Origin of the sequence: Mucilaginibacter sp. (genome assembly GCF_041088075.1) — a bacterium.
GTDB lineage: Bacteria > Bacteroidota > Bacteroidia > Sphingobacteriales > Sphingobacteriaceae > Mucilaginibacter_A.
The window spans coordinates 61,303-77,638 of sequence record NZ_JBGCVY010000059.1 but is presented as its reverse complement, the minus strand read 5'-3'; the positions used below and the strand labels follow the sequence as shown (position 1 = coordinate 77,638).

Below are 16,336 nucleotides of genomic sequence, written 5' to 3'. Positions count from 1 at the left end.
GAACATTTAATTTTTACTAATGAACTTGTTTAAACTTATTCTTTTGTACTTTACACCATGCTTCTTTTATCATCTAAAAATTGGCAAATAAATAGTTTTCGACTTATTTAGGCTGATACAGGCACTAATTTTTATGTGGTAAAAGAAGCACCAGCCTCAAAAAAGAGAGATAGAAAAAAAGTTTAAACAAGTTTAATCTTAATAGAGTTAGGTTTTTAGAAGTTTAAAGTAAAAAAATTGATATTTTAATGTGGTTAAATATCATAATTGATAACATCATATACTATTGAAAATACTGTTTTTATCCCATAATTTTTACCCTTTTATTGGTGGGATTGAAGCCAATTCAGATATTTTGTCGCGTGCTTTTTTTAAAGCTGGCCACGATATCCGTGTTTTAACTTGGACAAAAGATCCTGGAGAAAACATTTTCCCTTTTCCAATCGTCAGAAATCCATCTGTAAAGCAATTATTGAAAGAACATCAATGGGCAGATGTGGTATTTGAAAACAATCCGTGTTTACGTTTGGCATGGCCAAACCTGATATTTAACCATGTTTCTGTTATTGCTTTAAACACTTGGGTTTCGCGGATTGACGGAGAAACCGGCGTTCATGGAAAAATTGGCTTACAAGACCGCTTAAAGTTTTTGTGGTTTAAGAGGGCCGCCAAAGTGATTGCGGTAAGTGATGCGGTTCGAAGGCATAGTTTTCCACCGGCTGTTGTCATCGGCAATCCTTACCAGGCAGCGGTTTTTAAAGTCATTCCAAACATAGTTAAAAGCGAAGGTTTTGTTTTTCTGGGCCGGTTGGTCTCCAATAAAGGTGCAGACGAAGCTATCAAAGCAATTCAAAAATTAAGTTTGCTGGATCAAAAAGAACGTTTTTTAACTTTCAAACCAACATTGACCATCATTGGAGACGGGCCGGAAAAGCCAAAACTGGAAAAACTGGCTGCTGAACTTGGGATAACAGATTATGTAAATTTTACTGGCCCGCTTATAGGGAACGATATTGCAGTTTGTTTAAACAAACACCATTATATGCTCGTACCATCATTGTGGGAAGAACCCTTTGGCAACGTTGTTTTGGAAGGAATGGCCTGCGGATGCCTGCCTATTGTTTCTGACGGCGGCGGGTTACCGGATGCAATCGGAAATGCAGGCATTAGTTTTAAGCGCGGTGATACGGATGCGATGGTTTTGTGCATCAAAAAAATATTGGAACAGCCTGAATTAGAGCAACAGCTTCGGGACGCGGCCAAAAACCATATTGCCAAACATTATCCTGATATAGTTTCACAGCGTTACCTAGAAGTGATCGAAAAAGCCGCAAAAAGTACGTTTAAAGCAAATTAATGAAAGTAATTATTTCGCATCCAACTGGTAATCAAGCTTTCCGTGCTGCTGCACTTGGCCTTTACAACGCCAATATGCTCGGCGGCTTCAGAACCACCGTAGCTACATTTCCTGGTAATATATTTGATAAGCTAAGCACTTTCGGCCCTTTTGCAGAGTTTAACAGACGGCACTATGACCCGGCATTGATACCATATACCATAACCTGGCCTTGGCTTGAATTGGCACGGTTTGCCGCCACTAAAGTAGGTTTTAAAAATCTGGTTAAACATGAAACCGGAATTTTTAGTGTAGATGGGGTTTACCAAGACTTAGATAAAAAGGTAGCCAAAAGTTTAAAACAACTTTCTGCCGGAGGGGTTGACGCCGTATATGCTTATGAAGACGGTGCCTTATTTTCATTTCGCGAAGCCAAGAGGCTACAGGTTAAATGTTTGTATGATTTGCCGATTGGCTATTGGCGGGCATCAAAACGGCTTTTAGAAATAGAAAGCGAACGCTGGCCAGAATGGGCAACTACATTGACTGGTTTGGATGATTCGGAAGAAAAACTAGCCAGGAAAGACGAGGAGCTTTTTTTAGCCGATAAAATTTTTGTCGCCAGCCAGTTTACTGCAAATACACTAAAAGATTATACCGGTAAATTAGCGCCCGTTGAAGTGGTCCCTTACGCCTTTCCACCTGTTGCCAGTTCACGTAATTACACTTCAAGTTCGGCTTCCAGGCCACTTAAATTACTTTTCGTTGGGGGATTATCGCAAAGAAAAGGAATAGCCGACCTTTTTGCAGTCGTTGAAAAGCTTAAAAACCATGTTGAATTAACTGTAGTCGGAAAAAAATCAACAGATCAATGTCCGGCATTAGATGCAGCATTGGCAAAGCATAATTGGATCCCAAGTTTGCCGCATTACAAAGTTTTGGAGCTGATGCAAAGCCACGATGTACTTGTTTTTCCTTCCCTTTTTGAAGGGTTTGGATTGGTGATTACAGAAGCAATGTCTCAAGGCACGCCCGTTATCACTACCGACCGTACTGCCGGGCCTGATTTGATTATCCACGGAGAAAACGGATGGTTGGTTGAAGCAGGCTCAACAAATGCACTCCAGGCAGCCATTGAAGAATTGCTGCAGCGGCCCAGCAGCGTTGCAGAAGCTGGACGGGAAGCTTTACAAACGGCCACCAAACGAACTTGGGACAGGTATGGACAGGAGTTGGCAAAAGCAGTTGATAAAAATAATTTCTAATGGGCATTTAAATTTACACGGAAAAAAAATGCCATGCTTCTTTTACCCCATAAAAATAGGTGCCTCTCTCAATCCAAACAAATCAAAAATAAATGCATGCCATTTTTTAGGTGATAAAAGAAGCACATAAAAATAATCCAAATAAAATTAAAACAAGTTTTTATCGTATAATTTTGAATGATCTTAAATTTTTTAATTGGGTTCTTGCAACAAATTTTAATGTAGCGTGATTAAATATCAATACGTCAAAAAAAACGATAATCGAAACAATCAATAGCAATGGATATAGAAATATCAAAAAAACATGCTTTGGCTTTCGCTTTGCCCAATACTCACCCGGTAAAAAAAGTTGATGCAAACTTAATAATTAAGCAAGGTATTTATGTTTATTTCCTGCTCCTGATTTTTGAAGGTGCTTTAAGAAAATGGTTTTTGCCCGGACTTTCAGGCCCGTTATTAATTATCCGGGATCCTGTTGCAATATGGTTGGTATTCATATCGTGGAGAAGGGGCATACTTAGGGCTAATATCTATTTAAGTTCGATAGTTGTCATTGGCTTCATCAGTATATTCACTTCTTTGTTGCTTGGCCATGGAAACCTGATTGTTACGTTGTATGGCGCACGTATATTATTGTTCCACTTTCCACTGATTTTTATCATAGGAAATGTTTTTAACCGTGCCGATTTAATAAAAGCAGGCAAAATTATGTTATGGATATCCATACCGATGACAGTTTTATTGGTAATGCAATTTTACAGCCCTCAATCTGCATGGGTAAACCGCGGTGTTGGCGGTGATATGAAAGGTGCCGGTTATAATGGTGCGTTAGGCTACTCGCGGCCTCCCGGAACTTTTTCCTTTACAACAGGCGTAACTATGTTTTATAGTTTACTCGCCCCATATATCTTTTATTTTTGGCTTTACCCAAAAAACGTCAACCGGTTGCTGTTGATCGTTTCTACCCTGGCTTTGTTGGCTGCCATCCCACTTTCTATTAGCAGGGGTTTATTTTTTCAAGTATTATTAACAGCAATATTTACCATATTGGCTACTTTCAGAAAACCGCAGTATATAGGCAAACTTATACTTGTTATCGTTTCAACTTTTGTTGCATTTTTAGTCCTAAGCCAAACAAGTACGTTTCAAAGATCTACCGAGGCATTTACCACTCGCCTTACTACTGCGTCCAGGGATGAAGGTGGGGTAAAAGGGACGCTTGTAAGACGTCAAATTGGAGGGCTACTTTTGGCACTTGTAGGAGCACCCGATTTTAACCCGCCTTTTTTTGGCTGGGGCATAGGGATGGGCACTAATGTTGGCGGCCAGTTATTAGGGGGAGGAAGTGGTAAAATGTACCTTATTGCCGAAGGTGAATGGGAAAGGACAATTGGGGAACTCGGGTATTTATTTGGGCTTACTGTGATCTTTATCAGATTAGGGCTATCGCTTAAGTTTTTGATAGGCAGCTACAAAAGGTTAGTTGCCGGAGACTTGCTGCCCTGGCTTCTTTTAAGTTACGCAATTTTAGAAGTTTCGCAAGGCAATTGGGCACAGCCTACCTCCCTTGGGTTTTCGGTTTTTGTTGGCGGATTGGTTTTGGCATCTATAAATAGCCCTGTTACCAACAAGGGGGCTTTGGAAGGTTACGACAAAAGCCTTAATTTGAATGTATCCTAAATTGAACCTCATCTTCTTCACCCATCCAAACTTTCTTGGCCACCAAAGTATGCCGCGTTTTGCGAAAATGCTGGCAGAAGGGATGGCAAAACGTGGCCACCAGGTAGAAATATGGTCGCCAAAGCCGGCTTTTTATAATTTGCCTTTTCCAAAAGCTTTTAAAAAATGGCTGGGTTATCTGGACCAGTATTTATTGTTTCCTGCAAAAACACAATCTAAGTTAAAAGTTTTAAATCCGGATACTTTGTTTGTCTTAACAGATCATGCCTTGGGGCCTTGGCTGCCCTTGGTTTCCAATCGGCCGCATGTTGTACATTGTCATGATTTTTTAGCGCAACAATCTGCATTGGGTTTAATCCCGCAAAACCCTACTTCTTTTACCGGCAAAAAATACCAGGCTTATATCCGGTATGGTTATTCGCAAGGAAAAAACTTTATTTCGGTTTCTAAAAAAACGCAGGCTGATCTTCATCAATTTGTTGATCCTTTCAACATAAATTCAAATGTAGTTTACAACGGGCTGAACCAAAATTTTGTGGCCATAGACTCTTCAACGGCAAGAAAAGAACTAAGCGCTAAAACAGGATTAGATTTAAGCAATGGTTATTTGTTGCACATTGGCGGAAACCAGTGGTATAAAAACCGTACTGGCGTAATCGAGATTTATGATGCCTGGCGCAGTATCAGTAATTTGAATCTACCGTTGTTATTGATCGGCGAATTACCGGATGAAAAATTGTTGGAACGGACTGAAAAATCAGCTTATAAATCATCAATTCATTACTTTAATAATATTGAAGATCAACTGATTAGCGCGGCTTACTCTGGTGCTTCGGTTTTTTTGTTCCCTTCTCTGGCAGAAGGTTTTGGATGGCCGATTGCAGAGGCAATGGCCTGTGGTTGTCCGGTTGTAACGACCAGTGAAGCACCGATGACGGAAGTTGCAGGTGATACTGGTTTTTTAATCCGAAAACAACCACAAGATTTGGTGAACATAAAAATGTGGGCACAGGAGGCGGCAAAAACTGTCGAAGAAATTATCAACCTTGCCCCTGTTGAAAAGGCAAATGTGGTTTCGGCAGGGATTGAAAATGCCAGGCGTTTTAATGCCGACCTTGCTTTAAACCAGATCGAAGAAATCTACCAAAAAATCCTTCAAAAACCTACTGCTTAATGAAGTTATTGCATATTACTGCCAGTATGGATCCAAAAGTGGGCGGCGTTTGTCAGGCAGTCAGAACAATAGTTAAAGGCCTTGGCACTTACCTGGACGTTCAAAATACGGTCATTAGTTTTGATGCTGCGGATGCTTCTTTTATCGGGCAAAATTCTGATTATGTTGAGGCTTTGGGTGCCGGAAAAGGCCCATGGTTTTACAACCCCAGTTATTTGCCCTGGCTATTGCAAAACCTGCCACAGTTTGATGCGGTAATTCTACATGGGCTGTGGAATTATCAGGGATATGGTTTGATCAAAGCGTTGAACCAGTTAAAAAAGCGGAATGCTTCTTTTACCCCTAAATTTTTTGTGATGCCGCACGGGATGTTGGACCCCTACTTTCAAAAGGCATCCGGCAGAAAACTGAAAGCTGTGCGCAACTGGTTATATTGGAAATTTATCGAACGAAAAGTGGTTAACCAGGCCGACGGGCTGCTGTTTACCTGCGAAGCAGAACTTCAATTGGCGCGTACAACTTTCAAACCATATCTTCCAAAAAAAGAAGTCGTTGTTGGTTTGGGCGTGGAAGAACCGCCTGCTTTTACGCCAGCCATGCGTGATGCTTTTTTTAAAAAATGCCCTGGCTTAACCGAGCCTTACCTCCTGTTTATCAGCCGTATCCATCCTAAAAAAGGGGCTGATCTATTGGTGGATGCTTATATCAAAACACAGCCTTTTAATAATCTAAAGCAGGAAACCGACCAGCTTAATACCAATACTGTTTTTACCGGCAAAAAATTGGTGTCAACAAAATTGGTAGTTGCCGGGCCGGGGTTAGAAACGCCATACGGGCAAAAAGTCAAAGCCGCGGCGGCCGGTTTTGAACAGGCAGAAACAGCTATTTATTTTCCGGGGATGTTGACCGGAGATGCAAAATGGGGCGCTTTTTATGGTTGCGAAGTTTTCGTATTGCCCAGCCATCAGGAAAATTTTGGTATTGCCGTGGTAGAAGCTTTGGCATGCGGCAAACCAGTTTTAATTTCAAACCAAGTAAACATCTGGACTGAAATTGCTGCCGCCCAAGCCGGTATTATTGCTGATGATACCACCGCCGGAACCGAACAATTACTGGAAAACTGGTTTAAATTATCACCCAAAGAGCAAGTTAAAATGGGTAAAAATGCAAGGCAATGCTACGAAAAACACTTTGCCATTGCCCCGGCAGCACAAGGTTTTTTAGAAGCCGTAAAAAACTGATTTCAAAGATATTTAATTTTATAAACAGAAGTTTTTAGCATATCAAACACCTGATTTTTAAAGCTTATAATTGCCGTTTCGGGCAGCTATAAGCTTTTTTATTATCGGCACTGCATCGTTAATTAGAACCATTCCAAGCAAAATTTATATAATTTAGCGTTTTGTTACACAAAAAAAACAGGGCTAAAAGAAGTATTAAACAGAATTGATGCGAACAGACCTTTCAAAATTTACCGTTGGCAAGTATGTAGCAGGCCCAAAATGGAAAGTATTGGTTTGGCACTTTGTCAATTATTTTATTTTTAACAGTGCTTTCCCCTGGCCTTATCGTGCAAAAAGTGCTTTGTTGCGTTTTTTTGGTGCGAAGATTGGTAAAGGATTAGTGATCAAAACAAAAGTGAGGATCAAAAACCCGTGGCGTTTGGAAATTGGCGACAATTGTTGGATCGGCGAATCAGTTTGGATTGATAATTTAGAAAATGTTTTTATCGGAAGCAATGTTTGTTTATCGCAAGATGCCATGTTGCTGACCGGGAACCATGACTACACAATGAGCGATTTTCCGTATAAGTTAGGAAAGATTGTTTTGGAAGACGGCGTTTGGATCGGGGCAAAATCCGTTGTTTGCCCTGGCATTGTTTGCAGGTCCCACGCCATATTAACAGTTAATTCGGTAGCAACCAAAGAGTTAAACGCCTGGACTATTTATGCAGGCAACCCGGCAGTTCGCGTTCGAGAACGTAAATTTGTTGGTTAGATAAGTTTTAATGGCAGAAAAGAGAATTTTATTGATCGGCGGAAATTTTTATCCCGAACTGACCGGAATAGGAAAATACAACGGTGAAATGATGGATTGGCTGGCCGCTCAGGGAAATATTTGTACGGTGATTACCACTTATCCATATTATCCGGATTGGAAAGTAAAAACGCCTTACAACAAAAAAGCCTATTGGTTTAGTAAAGATTTCAAACAAGTTAATGCTGATGCTTCTAACCCAATAAAAATTTACCGTTGCCCGCATTTTATCCCGGCCAACCCGTCGGGCTTTACGCGTATTTTGTCTGATATTTCGTTTTGCCTTTCTGCAACCGTAATGGTATTTTTTTTATTGTTTAAAAAGAAATACGATTATGTAATTACCGTTTCACCTCCATTTTTGACTGGCATTTTAGCTATTGTTTACAAAAAAATCAAAGGTGCCAAGTTTTTTTATCACGTACAAGATTTGCAAATTGATGCGGCCGCAGACTTGCAGATGATAAAATCCCGGTTGTTGATCAGGCTGCTTTTCAGGATCGAAAGGTTTATCATGAAACAGGCAGATTTGCTAAGTAGTATTTCGGAAGGGATGATTGACCGGATCAAACAAAAAGCCGGCAGGGAAAGGGTCAGCTTTTTTCCCAATTGGGTTGATACAACCTTGTTTTTTCCTATTGCAGAAAAAGACAGGCTAAAAGAAGCATTCGGGTTTCAAGCTACAGACGAGGTTATTTTATATTCGGGCGCCATTGGTGAAAAACAAGGTTTGGAAGCAATTTTATATACTGCCGATTCGCTAAAAAACCGTTCAGGCCTAAAATTCGTTATTTGCGGTTCAGGGCCTTATAAAAAGAAACTGGAGGATTTAAAAACGAATTTGCAAACAGAAAATGTTGTTTTTTTGCCGTTGCAGCCAGCCGAAAAACTGAACGGATTTTTAAATATGGCCGATGTACACTTGGTGATCCAGAAAACAAATGCCAGCGATTTAGTCATGCCGTCTAAACTTACGGCCATTCTTGCAGTTGGAGGGTTGGCGGTTATTACGGCTCCCGTCAAGTCAAGTTTGTTTAAAATAGTCAACAATAATCAAATTGGTTTATTGGCAGAACCGGAAAACCAGGCGGCATTAACCGAAGCCATCCAAAAAGCACTTAACCCAGAAATGGGGCATATTAACGACAATGCACGTAATTATGCCAAGCAATATTTATCCATTAACGAAATACTAAAAAAGTACGCCCAGGACATGGCATCAATTAAGTAGAAATTTTATTTAAAAATTTGTTGACTTTGATACTTCTTTTACCGTATAAAAAAAAGTTTAACTAATAAAGCAACACGTAACAACATTTTAAATTTTACCTGAAGTTAAACTTTTGTTATATATTTATCATCATACAAAAACCTTGATATAAGGTGATTACCCAAATATGGAAAACCGTTATATATTTTTTTTAATTGTTTTACTTTTTCTGGGCGATATTATAGCAATCAATTGTTCTTTTATGATTGCTTATTTTTTGGACAGCCAGAACAATTCGATCATACAATCCTCACATTACAACCTTGATCTGTTAATATTTAACGCCACCTGGATTGCATCTGCTTTTTTTATGCAGTTGTACCATCGAGAAACTGCCCAACGTACCGAATTTATTTTCCAAAAAAGCTGGCGGGCGGTTGTATTGCATGCGCTGACTTTTAATGTGGTTATTTTGTTGACCAATTATGCTTCGTACTCAAAAAACTTCCTGGTTTATATTTTTATACTGGAAATTTGTGCTTTTATTATCAGCAGGTTTGTTATTACCGCTTTTGAACAATACCATATTAAACGGGTTAGGTACAAAAAGAAAATAGCCATTATCGGCTATAACGAAACGGCAAAAAGGCTGGCTGATTATTTCCTGAAAAACCAGATGTCATATAACTTTACCGGTTTTTTTGATCACACAACAGAAAGTTATATGGATAAAACAAACCAGGATGTTATCCGCCCGATCAATAAACTGATGAACTATGCGGTAGAAAACGAAGTGGCGGAAGTTTACTCTACTTTGTTTCCGGAAGACCACCACCACATCAACGATTTGGTGGCCGTGGCAGAGCAAAATTGTGTCCGCTTTAAATTTATACCTGATGTTACCAAAATCATTAATTCGGATTACGCCATTGATACTTATTTTGATGAAATACCGGTTTTAAGTACCAGGACGGAGCCTTTAGAACACATCACTAACCGTATTTTTAAACGTTCGTTTGATATTTTCACCAGTGTTTGTGTGGTTATTTTTATACTTTCCTGGCTCATCCCAATCCTGACGGTCATTATCAAACTGCAATCCAAAGGCCCGGTATTTTTTATGCAATTAAGGTCCGGCAAAGACAACAAACCGTTTTGGTGCTACAAGTTTAGGAGCATGACCATGAACGATGATGTTGAACACATACAGGCCACCAAAAATGATTCGAGGGTTACTAAAATCGGGGCGTTTATGCGCAAGACAAGTATTGATGAACTTCCTCAGTTTTTTAACGTATTAATAGGCAATATGAGCGTGGTTGGCCCCAGGCCGCACATGGTTAAACATACCGAACAGTATAAAGCCATTGTGCACCAATATATGGTAAGGCAATTGCTAAAACCTGGCATAACCGGTTGGGCACAAGTGAATGGTTATCGCGGAGAAACCAAAGACCACAAGCAAATGGTAAAACGTGTGGAACACGATATTTGGTACATCGAACACTGGTCGCTGATGTTGGATATTAAAATTATATTTTTAACCATCATCAATACTTTAAAAGGGGAAGAAAATGCTTATTGATTTTAGCTTTAAATATTTATAGTGGTTTGTTTAAACTTTTATTGCCCCCGTTTCAATTTAACATTGAAGATAATGCAATGCTTCTTTTACCGGGTAAAAATTGGTGCATGCTTACAGATAATAAATTAAAAACAAAATGATCAAGATTTTGAGGTGATAAAAGAAGCATCAACCCCAAAAAAAATACAACTTTAATTTTAAAGCACCAGGCTTTAGATTGAAATTTATTTTTTTAAATTTTGCACCAAACAATTTGTCAGTCAACTTATCACAATTTATAACAACAATTTAACAAAAAACATATGAAAAAGAAAGCCTTGGTTACAGGTATCACTGGTCAGGACGGTGCTTATTTAGCAGAGCTGCTATTGTCTAAAGATTATGAAGTGCACGGTATCAAACGCAGAAGTTCTTCGTTTAATACTGACCGTATTGATCATTTGTACCAAGACCCGCACGAAGCAAACGTCAGCTTTTTTATGCACTATGGCGATTTGAACGATTCAACAAATCTGATCCGTATCATCCAGCAGATCCAGCCAGACGAGATTTACAATTTGGGTGCCATGTCTCACGTAAAAGTGAGTTTTGACACACCGGAATACACAGCCAATGCCGATGGTATCGGTACATTAAGGATATTGGAGGCTGTGCGTTTGCTGGGCTTAACCAAAAAAACCAAAGTTTACCAGGCTTCAACTTCTGAGCTGTATGGTTTGGTTCAGGCCGTTCCGCAATCAGAAACTACGCCTTTTTATCCGCGTTCGCCTTATGCGGTAGCCAAATTATATGCTTATTGGATCACCGTAAATTACCGCGAAGCTTATGGCATGTATGCTTGCAACGGTATTTTGTTCAACCACGAAAGCCCTTTGCGCGGCGAAACATTTGTAACCCGCAAAATTACACGCGGTGCGGCAAAAATAGCTTTAGGCCTGCAAAAGAAGTTATACTTAGGAAACTTGGATGCACGCCGCGACTGGGGCCACGCAAAAGATTACGTGGAAGCCATGTGGCGCATTTTGCAACAGGAAAAACCGGAAGATTACGTTATCGCAACCGGTATTACCACCCCTGTCCGCGATTTCGTGAAAATGGCTTTTAAAGAAGCTGGCATCGAAATTGAATTTAAAGGCGAAGGTGTTGACGAAAAAGGTTATGTAGTATCGTGCAGCAACCCGGAATATCAAATAGAAACAGGCAAAGAAGTTGTTGCGGTTGACCCGGCTTACTTCCGCCCTACCGAGGTTGAGTTGTTGATTGGCGACCCGACAAAAGCAATCACTAAATTGGGCTGGAAAATCAAATACGATTTGCCAATGTTAGTACAGGATATGATGAACGCTGACTTAAAATTGTTTACCAAAGAAAAAGCTTTAAAAGAATTAGGTTACTCCATCAAAAACCAGTACGAGTAACAAAGTTGATGAGTTTTAATAAAACATAAAATATTGGAAAAAGACGCTAAAATATATGTGGCAGGCCACAAAGGAATGGTGGGCTCGGCCATTGTGAGAAAACTTGAAGCAGAAGGCTACCAAAATATTATCACCAGGTCTTCAAAAGAACTTGATTTACGTGATCAACAAGCTGTTGCCGGTTTTTTCTCCGCAGAAAAACCTGATTACGTATTTTTAGCTGCAGCCAAAGTTGGCGGGATTATAGCCAACAATGTTTATCGGGCAGATTTTATTTATGAAAACCTTTCTATTCAAAACAATGTAATCTATCAATCTTACCTTAACAAGGTAAAAAAATTGATGTTTTTAGGCTCAAGCTGTATCTACCCTAAAATGGCGCCGCAACCGTTAAAAGAAGATTACCTTTTGACCGGGCCGCTTGAAGAAACCAACGAGCCATATGCCATTGCAAAGATTGCCGGCATCAAAATGTGCGATGCTTACCGCGCACAATACGGCTGCGATTTTATATCGGTTATGCCTACCAATTTGTATGGCTACAACGATAACTACCATCCTCAAAATTCCCATGTTTTGCCTGCTATGATCCGCCGCTTTCACGAAGCAAAAGTTGAAGGCAAAAATGAAGTTGTAATTTGGGGTTCGGGCAGGCCAAAAAGAGAGTTTTTGTTTGCTGACGACCTTGCTGAAGCCTGCTTTTTTTTAATGGAGAATTATAGCGAGCCGGACCCGATTAATGTTGGTGTTGGTACAGATTTAACGATCAAAGAATTAGCTTACCTGATCAAAAGTATTGTCGGGTTTGAAGGTGATATAAATTTTGATTTTACCAAACCCGACGGTACTCCGCGGAAATTGATGGATGTTTCGAAACTTCATGCAAAAGGCTGGAAACATAAAGTTGAATTGGAAGACGGGATCAAACTTGCCTATCAGGATTTTTTGAATAAAGCTGAAAACGTAGCGGTACGTTAAAAACCTATGATGCTTCTTTTACCGGCATAAAATTGTTGTTCAACCTGAGCTTCTTTTAGCTAATATTTCCCGGATACGTTTTACATCTTCAGGCGTATTGACATTGATTAAAGCACCGGCATCCGGTGCTTTAATTGTTTTTGCCTGGTGTGTAAGCAGGATTTTTCGTAGGGAAAGATGCTCTTTTTGATGGTATAATTTCAGCAAAGAATAACTTTCGGGTTCCCAAATTGCAGCCAATGGTTCGGGCAAACCATCAACCGGGCTTTCAAAAACGGTAGCTATTTTAGAAGTGTCCCTTTGATCCAGCAAATGTTTGAGTGTTTCCAAATTCATTAGCGGAATATCACAAGCGATGATTAGCCAACCGCAATTCGGATCATGCTCAAAAGCGGTTAAAATGGCTTCAAAAGGCCCGGCGTTTTCGTATTTGTCGGCCAGCGTTTTGTAGTTTAAGTCAATTGCCAAAACCTGTTCTTCCCGGCAGGAAATAAAAACCTCTTCGCAACAAACCTTCAATAAACCGGCCAGATAATACTGCTGTTCTTTGCCGTGCCAATTCATTCTGGCTTTGCTTTCGCCCATCCTGCTGCTTTTGCCTCCCGCCAAAACCAACCCTTTTAAAGCAGTTTTCATGTTCGTTTTATAATTAAAACTGGCTTTTCAGCACTTCGCACAACACCTCAAAAACTGTTCTTTTATTGAATAAACCGATCACTTCGGTTTGTACATCCGGCAGTTGCAGGTTAATTGTCCAATGGAACAGCGAAAATATCGAAAGTAAAAAAACTGGTGCTAAAAGAAGTATAAACGGGTTTGAGTTGAGTAATAACTTTTTCATTGAGATTGATTTGTGATAAGGTCAGGCTTCATTAAAAAAACCGCATTACTTGCCCAGCAGTTTTAAAAACCTCCCGCTAAAAGCAACGGTTGCACTATCGGCAATGGTGAAGTTCCGTTTGGCAATCACCGAATTTTCAATTTCCAAACGGTTTTTTCCTGGCACATTGATGGTTGCATTATCAATTTGATTGCTGGAAGAGATAGTAAGTTTTGCATTGTCAGACATCGCATCGCCTACCAAAGCTTGTAAATTAGCGATGTTGCTTCGCTCTAAAAACAAATCCACGCCTTTGCTTACTTTTATAGATAATTTATCCAAAGTAAAACCTGCTACAATGGTTGTGCCTCTAGAATGAAGTTCATTCATACCTGATTTACCGAGATAAGGCGCCGTAATGATGCTATCCACGGAAGGGCAAACAACGGTAATGCTGTTATCATAAGAACTTACACGGGTTGATTCCTTATTTTCTACGTTAATCACCAAAGTTTTTTCGTTACGGTGGATGTTAAACCGGTCTTTCCAGTTGCTTTTTATCCAAACGCCGGGTTCGTTCCCTTTTTCAACCTGAATGGAAATCAGGTTGGCGGCGCGGTTGTCAATGGCGTTGAAACCATTAAAAGCCGTTGTTTTTTCGAAACCGTAAAACCGGCTTTTGTAAGTGCCTTTTTTGTATTCGGCACGCAAAGCAAAATCGTAGGTAACCATCGAAATGATAATCACCAAAATTGCTGCTGCTAATAATTTACTACTTGTTTTCATGATACTGTTTTTATGCCTGATAATTTTGTGTCTTAAACTCCTGATAACGCTTTTCAATTTCTTCCAAACTGATGTCTAACAAAAAGATGTTCTTAAAAAGTTCTGGCAGTTCCTGCTGCAAAAAGCGTTCTTTACGATAGGTTTTTATTTTGTTTTTGGCATCGGCGCCGACAAAATAACCAATGCCGCGCTTGTTAAAAATCACTTCCTGGTTTTGCAAAAAATCATAAGTGCGTGCCACGGTGTTTGGGTTTACCTGCAACGCTACGGCCAGTTCACGCACCGACGGGATTTTTTGCTCGGCCTGCCATTTGTCCAGCGTTATGTTTTCGCTTACATGAGCTGCAATTTGCATATATATAGGCTCGTTATCTCTAAAATCCATTTTTAAACCTCCTTTTCTTTAAGCCTGAAGTAGGCACTCACCCACAATAACACCACAATTACTACAATCACAATACCTGCTGTCAGCTTTTGGATTTCTGGCGGATAAATTGTCCAGTAAGTTTTTCCGTCCGTAATTTCCAATGGACTAAAAATTGTAATGCCTACAATTTTATGGTCAATCATAGAAGCCATAATCGGACTGTTTATCAAACCCAACAAAAAAATACCGATAAAAAAAGCAAAGCCCGATTTGATAAAATGAAGTTTTTCGAAATAAATGGCACCGAAAAATATAATGGCGTGTATAATCGGATAAATGATAAACGCGGTATAAGCCATCCGGTCTTTGTCGAATAAGTTTAGCAGCACGTTTTCGCGGCCCGGTACATCGTGGCCAAAACCAATGACGATGCTTACAATCAAGTAAAACAATGCAACATACAGCAATTGAAAAATGAGGAAGGAATACAGCCAGCTTACCAAATATTTTTCAAAGTGCGAGGCAGGCAAGGTTAATGCTGGAATGACTTTCTTTTTATCGCCTAAATCCGCAAAAGTTAAACTGGTAAAAATACTACCGGCAAGCAGCAAAAAAATTATAAAAAACGATTCCTGGAACCCTAACAATAAATAGCCGCCGTTTGAGTAGGAAGCAATGCCCATAAACAAAACCAACAGGCCGGCCAGAACGCCAACCGACATTAAGTATGTTTTGTAGTTTTCGACCGTGTGCTTTTTAAACAAAGCAGCAAAACGGTTTAGGTTAAATGTTTGGTTCATAGCGCTTATTTTAAGATTTCGGTGATGGTTTGATGCTCGTTGATGATGGCGTTAAAAAGCAGTTCCATGTCCACTTTGCTGTAGCCGCCATTGGTGTTTTTGCTGATGGTGTTTGTTCCGCGAACGCTTTCTTCTGAATACAAAACTTCCGTTCCAGTCGCTGCCAGGCCAAAGTTTAAACGTTCCGAAATTTCGTCCAGACTTCTGTTCAGCACAATTTGCTTGTTGTGCACCACCAATAAGGTATCAATCAGGTTATCCAAATCCCGAACCTGGTGCGTGGAAATAATAATGCAGCGGTTTTCTGTTAAAGCCGAAGCAATAATTTTGCGGAACTGGCTTTTGGAAGGAATATCCAAACCGTTTGTCGGCTCGTCCATAATCAGCAAAGAAGTATTGGTAGAAAGGCCAAAAGCGATCATCACCTTTTTTTGCTGACCGAAAGAGAGTTTGTTTAACTGGCTATCGTTCGGCACATCAAACTCCAGCAGCATTTTGTTGAACTGCGCTTCGTCAAAAGCCGGATAAAAATGTGCGGTGCTGTTGATAAACTGTTTTGCGGTAAGCGAAGGCATATACACCTCTTCGGGGATAAAAAACAGATCCTGCAAAAAAGCCGGCAAACGTTTGGAAGCGTTGTAGCCGTTTACTTCGCACATTCCTTGCTGCGGAAAAACCAAACCGGCAATGTTTTTTAACAAAGTGGATTTTCCGGTACCGTTTTTACCAAGCAAACCATAAATGTGCCCTTCCTGCATTTGCAGGTTTAGGTTTTGGAACAGCGTTTTTTTCCTGCCGTAGCCAAATGTTAAGTTGGAGATTTTTATCATATCATTAGTGTATTAGATAAATAGTACACTACAAATGTAAATAAGAAAAT

Annotated in this window: 16 protein-coding genes; 10 read left to right on the top strand and 6 right to left on the bottom strand. The window is 39.9% G+C overall.

The annotated features are described in order from the left end of the window. The first annotated feature begins 286 nt into the window (after positions 1-286). The 10 genes from V5804_RS14720 to V5804_RS14675 all read left to right on the top strand — a co-directional run bounded on the left by V5804_RS14720 (position 287) and on the right by V5804_RS14675 (position 12,683). Positions 287-1,357 (top strand): glycosyltransferase family 4 protein, encoded by a 1,071-nt coding sequence (locus tag V5804_RS14720; protein WP_369592157.1) that lies wholly within the window; start codon positions 287-289, stop codon positions 1,355-1,357. Next, complete coding sequence (locus V5804_RS14715) at positions 1,357-2,601, top strand: glycosyltransferase family 4 protein (RefSeq protein ID WP_369592156.1); 1,245 nt, start codon at positions 1,357-1,359, stop codon at positions 2,599-2,601. The genes V5804_RS14720 and V5804_RS14715 overlap by 1 nt, the downstream gene beginning before the upstream one ends. 279 nt (positions 2,602-2,880) lie before the next feature. Continuing rightward, the gene (locus V5804_RS14710) at positions 2,881-4,281 is read left to right on the top strand and encodes a hypothetical protein (RefSeq protein WP_369592155.1); all 1,401 of its coding nucleotides are present in this window, start codon (positions 2,881-2,883) and stop codon (positions 4,279-4,281) included. Next, entirely contained in the window at positions 4,271-5,455 is a 1,185-nt protein-coding gene (locus V5804_RS14705; protein ID WP_369592154.1) for a glycosyltransferase, read from the top strand. The genes V5804_RS14710 and V5804_RS14705 overlap by 11 nt, the downstream gene beginning before the upstream one ends. Continuing rightward, the gene (locus V5804_RS14700; RefSeq protein ID WP_369592153.1) at positions 5,455-6,696 is read left to right on the top strand and encodes a glycosyltransferase; all 1,242 of its coding nucleotides are present in this window, start codon (positions 5,455-5,457) and stop codon (positions 6,694-6,696) included. Before V5804_RS14705 ends, V5804_RS14700 begins: the two co-directional genes overlap by 1 nt. A 208-nt stretch (positions 6,697-6,904) precedes the next feature. Further along, positions 6,905-7,453, top strand: a complete 549-nt coding sequence (locus V5804_RS14695) for a WcaF family extracellular polysaccharide biosynthesis acetyltransferase (protein ID WP_369592152.1) — start codon at positions 6,905-6,907, stop codon at positions 7,451-7,453. A 10-nt stretch (positions 7,454-7,463) separates the two neighbouring features. Next, entirely contained in the window at positions 7,464-8,723 is a 1,260-nt protein-coding gene (locus tag V5804_RS14690) for a WcaI family glycosyltransferase (RefSeq protein ID WP_369592151.1), read from the top strand. A 166-nt stretch (positions 8,724-8,889) separates the two neighbouring features. After that, positions 8,890-10,287 (top strand): undecaprenyl-phosphate glucose phosphotransferase, encoded by a 1,398-nt coding sequence (locus V5804_RS14685; RefSeq protein WP_369592150.1) that lies wholly within the window; start codon positions 8,890-8,892, stop codon positions 10,285-10,287. 302 nt (positions 10,288-10,589) lie between these two features. Continuing rightward, positions 10,590-11,705, top strand: a complete 1,116-nt coding sequence (gene gmd / locus V5804_RS14680; RefSeq protein WP_369592149.1) for a GDP-mannose 4,6-dehydratase — start codon at positions 10,590-10,592, stop codon at positions 11,703-11,705. Positions 11,706-11,738: 33 nt separating this feature from the next. Beyond that, positions 11,739-12,683 (top strand): GDP-L-fucose synthase family protein, encoded by a 945-nt coding sequence (locus V5804_RS14675; RefSeq protein WP_369592148.1) that lies wholly within the window; start codon positions 11,739-11,741, stop codon positions 12,681-12,683. Between the two features lie 39 nt (positions 12,684-12,722). Here the strand turns inward: V5804_RS14675 and V5804_RS14670 are convergent, their stop codons facing one another. From V5804_RS14670 to V5804_RS14645, 6 genes are read right to left on the bottom strand one after another with little or no spacing between them, the layout of a single operon-like run. Then, positions 12,723-13,319, bottom strand: a complete 597-nt coding sequence (locus tag V5804_RS14670) for a molybdenum cofactor guanylyltransferase (protein ID WP_369592147.1) — start codon at positions 13,317-13,319, stop codon at positions 12,723-12,725. Positions 13,320-13,332: 13 nt separating this feature from the next. Next, entirely contained in the window at positions 13,333-13,524 is a 192-nt protein-coding gene (locus V5804_RS14665; protein ID WP_369592146.1) for a hypothetical protein, read from the bottom strand. Positions 13,525-13,569: 45 nt separating this feature from the next. After that, positions 13,570-14,289 (bottom strand): hypothetical protein, encoded by a 720-nt coding sequence (locus V5804_RS14660; RefSeq protein WP_369592145.1) that lies wholly within the window; start codon positions 14,287-14,289, stop codon positions 13,570-13,572. Positions 14,290-14,299: 10 nt separating this feature from the next. Beyond that, the gene (locus V5804_RS14655; protein WP_369592144.1) at positions 14,300-14,674 is read right to left on the bottom strand and encodes a GntR family transcriptional regulator; all 375 of its coding nucleotides are present in this window, start codon (positions 14,672-14,674) and stop codon (positions 14,300-14,302) included. A 2-nt stretch (positions 14,675-14,676) separates the two neighbouring features. Continuing rightward, positions 14,677-15,456, bottom strand: coding sequence for a hypothetical protein (locus V5804_RS14650; RefSeq protein WP_369592143.1), 780 nt, complete (start codon positions 15,454-15,456; stop codon positions 14,677-14,679). 5 nt (positions 15,457-15,461) lie between these two features. After that, positions 15,462-16,286 carry an ATP-binding cassette domain-containing protein gene (locus V5804_RS14645; RefSeq protein WP_369592142.1) on the bottom strand — a complete coding sequence of 275 codons (825 nt, stop codon included), beginning with the start codon at positions 16,284-16,286 and terminating at the stop codon, positions 15,462-15,464. Positions 16,287-16,336 lie beyond the last annotated feature (50 nt).

What these genes read in the sequence shown, in the direction of transcription:
- V5804_RS14715 (WP_369592156.1), top strand. Translation starts at nt 1,357, where the DNA reads ATGAAAGTAATTATTTCGCATCCAACTGGTAATCAAGCTTTCCGTGCT.
- V5804_RS14710 (WP_369592155.1), top strand. Translation starts at nt 2,881, where the DNA reads ATGGATATAGAAATATCAAAAAAACATGCTTTGGCTTTCGCTTTGCCC.
- V5804_RS14705 (WP_369592154.1), top strand. Translation starts at nt 4,271, where the DNA reads ATGTATCCTAAATTGAACCTCATCTTCTTCACCCATCCAAACTTTCTT.
- V5804_RS14700 (WP_369592153.1), top strand. Translation starts at nt 5,455, where the DNA reads ATGAAGTTATTGCATATTACTGCCAGTATGGATCCAAAAGTGGGCGGC.
- V5804_RS14695 (WP_369592152.1), top strand. Translation starts at nt 6,905, where the DNA reads ATGCGAACAGACCTTTCAAAATTTACCGTTGGCAAGTATGTAGCAGGC.
- V5804_RS14690 (WP_369592151.1), top strand. Translation starts at nt 7,464, where the DNA reads ATGGCAGAAAAGAGAATTTTATTGATCGGCGGAAATTTTTATCCCGAA.
- V5804_RS14685 (WP_369592150.1), top strand. Translation starts at nt 8,890, where the DNA reads ATGGAAAACCGTTATATATTTTTTTTAATTGTTTTACTTTTTCTGGGC.
- gmd (WP_369592149.1), top strand. Translation starts at nt 10,590, where the DNA reads ATGAAAAAGAAAGCCTTGGTTACAGGTATCACTGGTCAGGACGGTGCT.
- V5804_RS14670 (WP_369592147.1), bottom strand. Translation starts at nt 13,319, where the DNA reads ATGAAAACTGCTTTAAAAGGGTTGGTTTTGGCGGGAGGCAAAAGCAGC.
- V5804_RS14665 (WP_369592146.1), bottom strand. Translation starts at nt 13,524, where the DNA reads ATGAAAAAGTTATTACTCAACTCAAACCCGTTTATACTTCTTTTAGCA.
- V5804_RS14660 (WP_369592145.1), bottom strand. Translation starts at nt 14,289, where the DNA reads ATGAAAACAAGTAGTAAATTATTAGCAGCAGCAATTTTGGTGATTATC.
- V5804_RS14655 (WP_369592144.1), bottom strand. Translation starts at nt 14,674, where the DNA reads ATGGATTTTAGAGATAACGAGCCTATATATATGCAAATTGCAGCTCAT.
- V5804_RS14650 (WP_369592143.1), bottom strand. Translation starts at nt 15,456, where the DNA reads ATGAACCAAACATTTAACCTAAACCGTTTTGCTGCTTTGTTTAAAAAG.
- V5804_RS14645 (WP_369592142.1), bottom strand. Translation starts at nt 16,286, where the DNA reads ATGATAAAAATCTCCAACTTAACATTTGGCTACGGCAGGAAAAAAACG.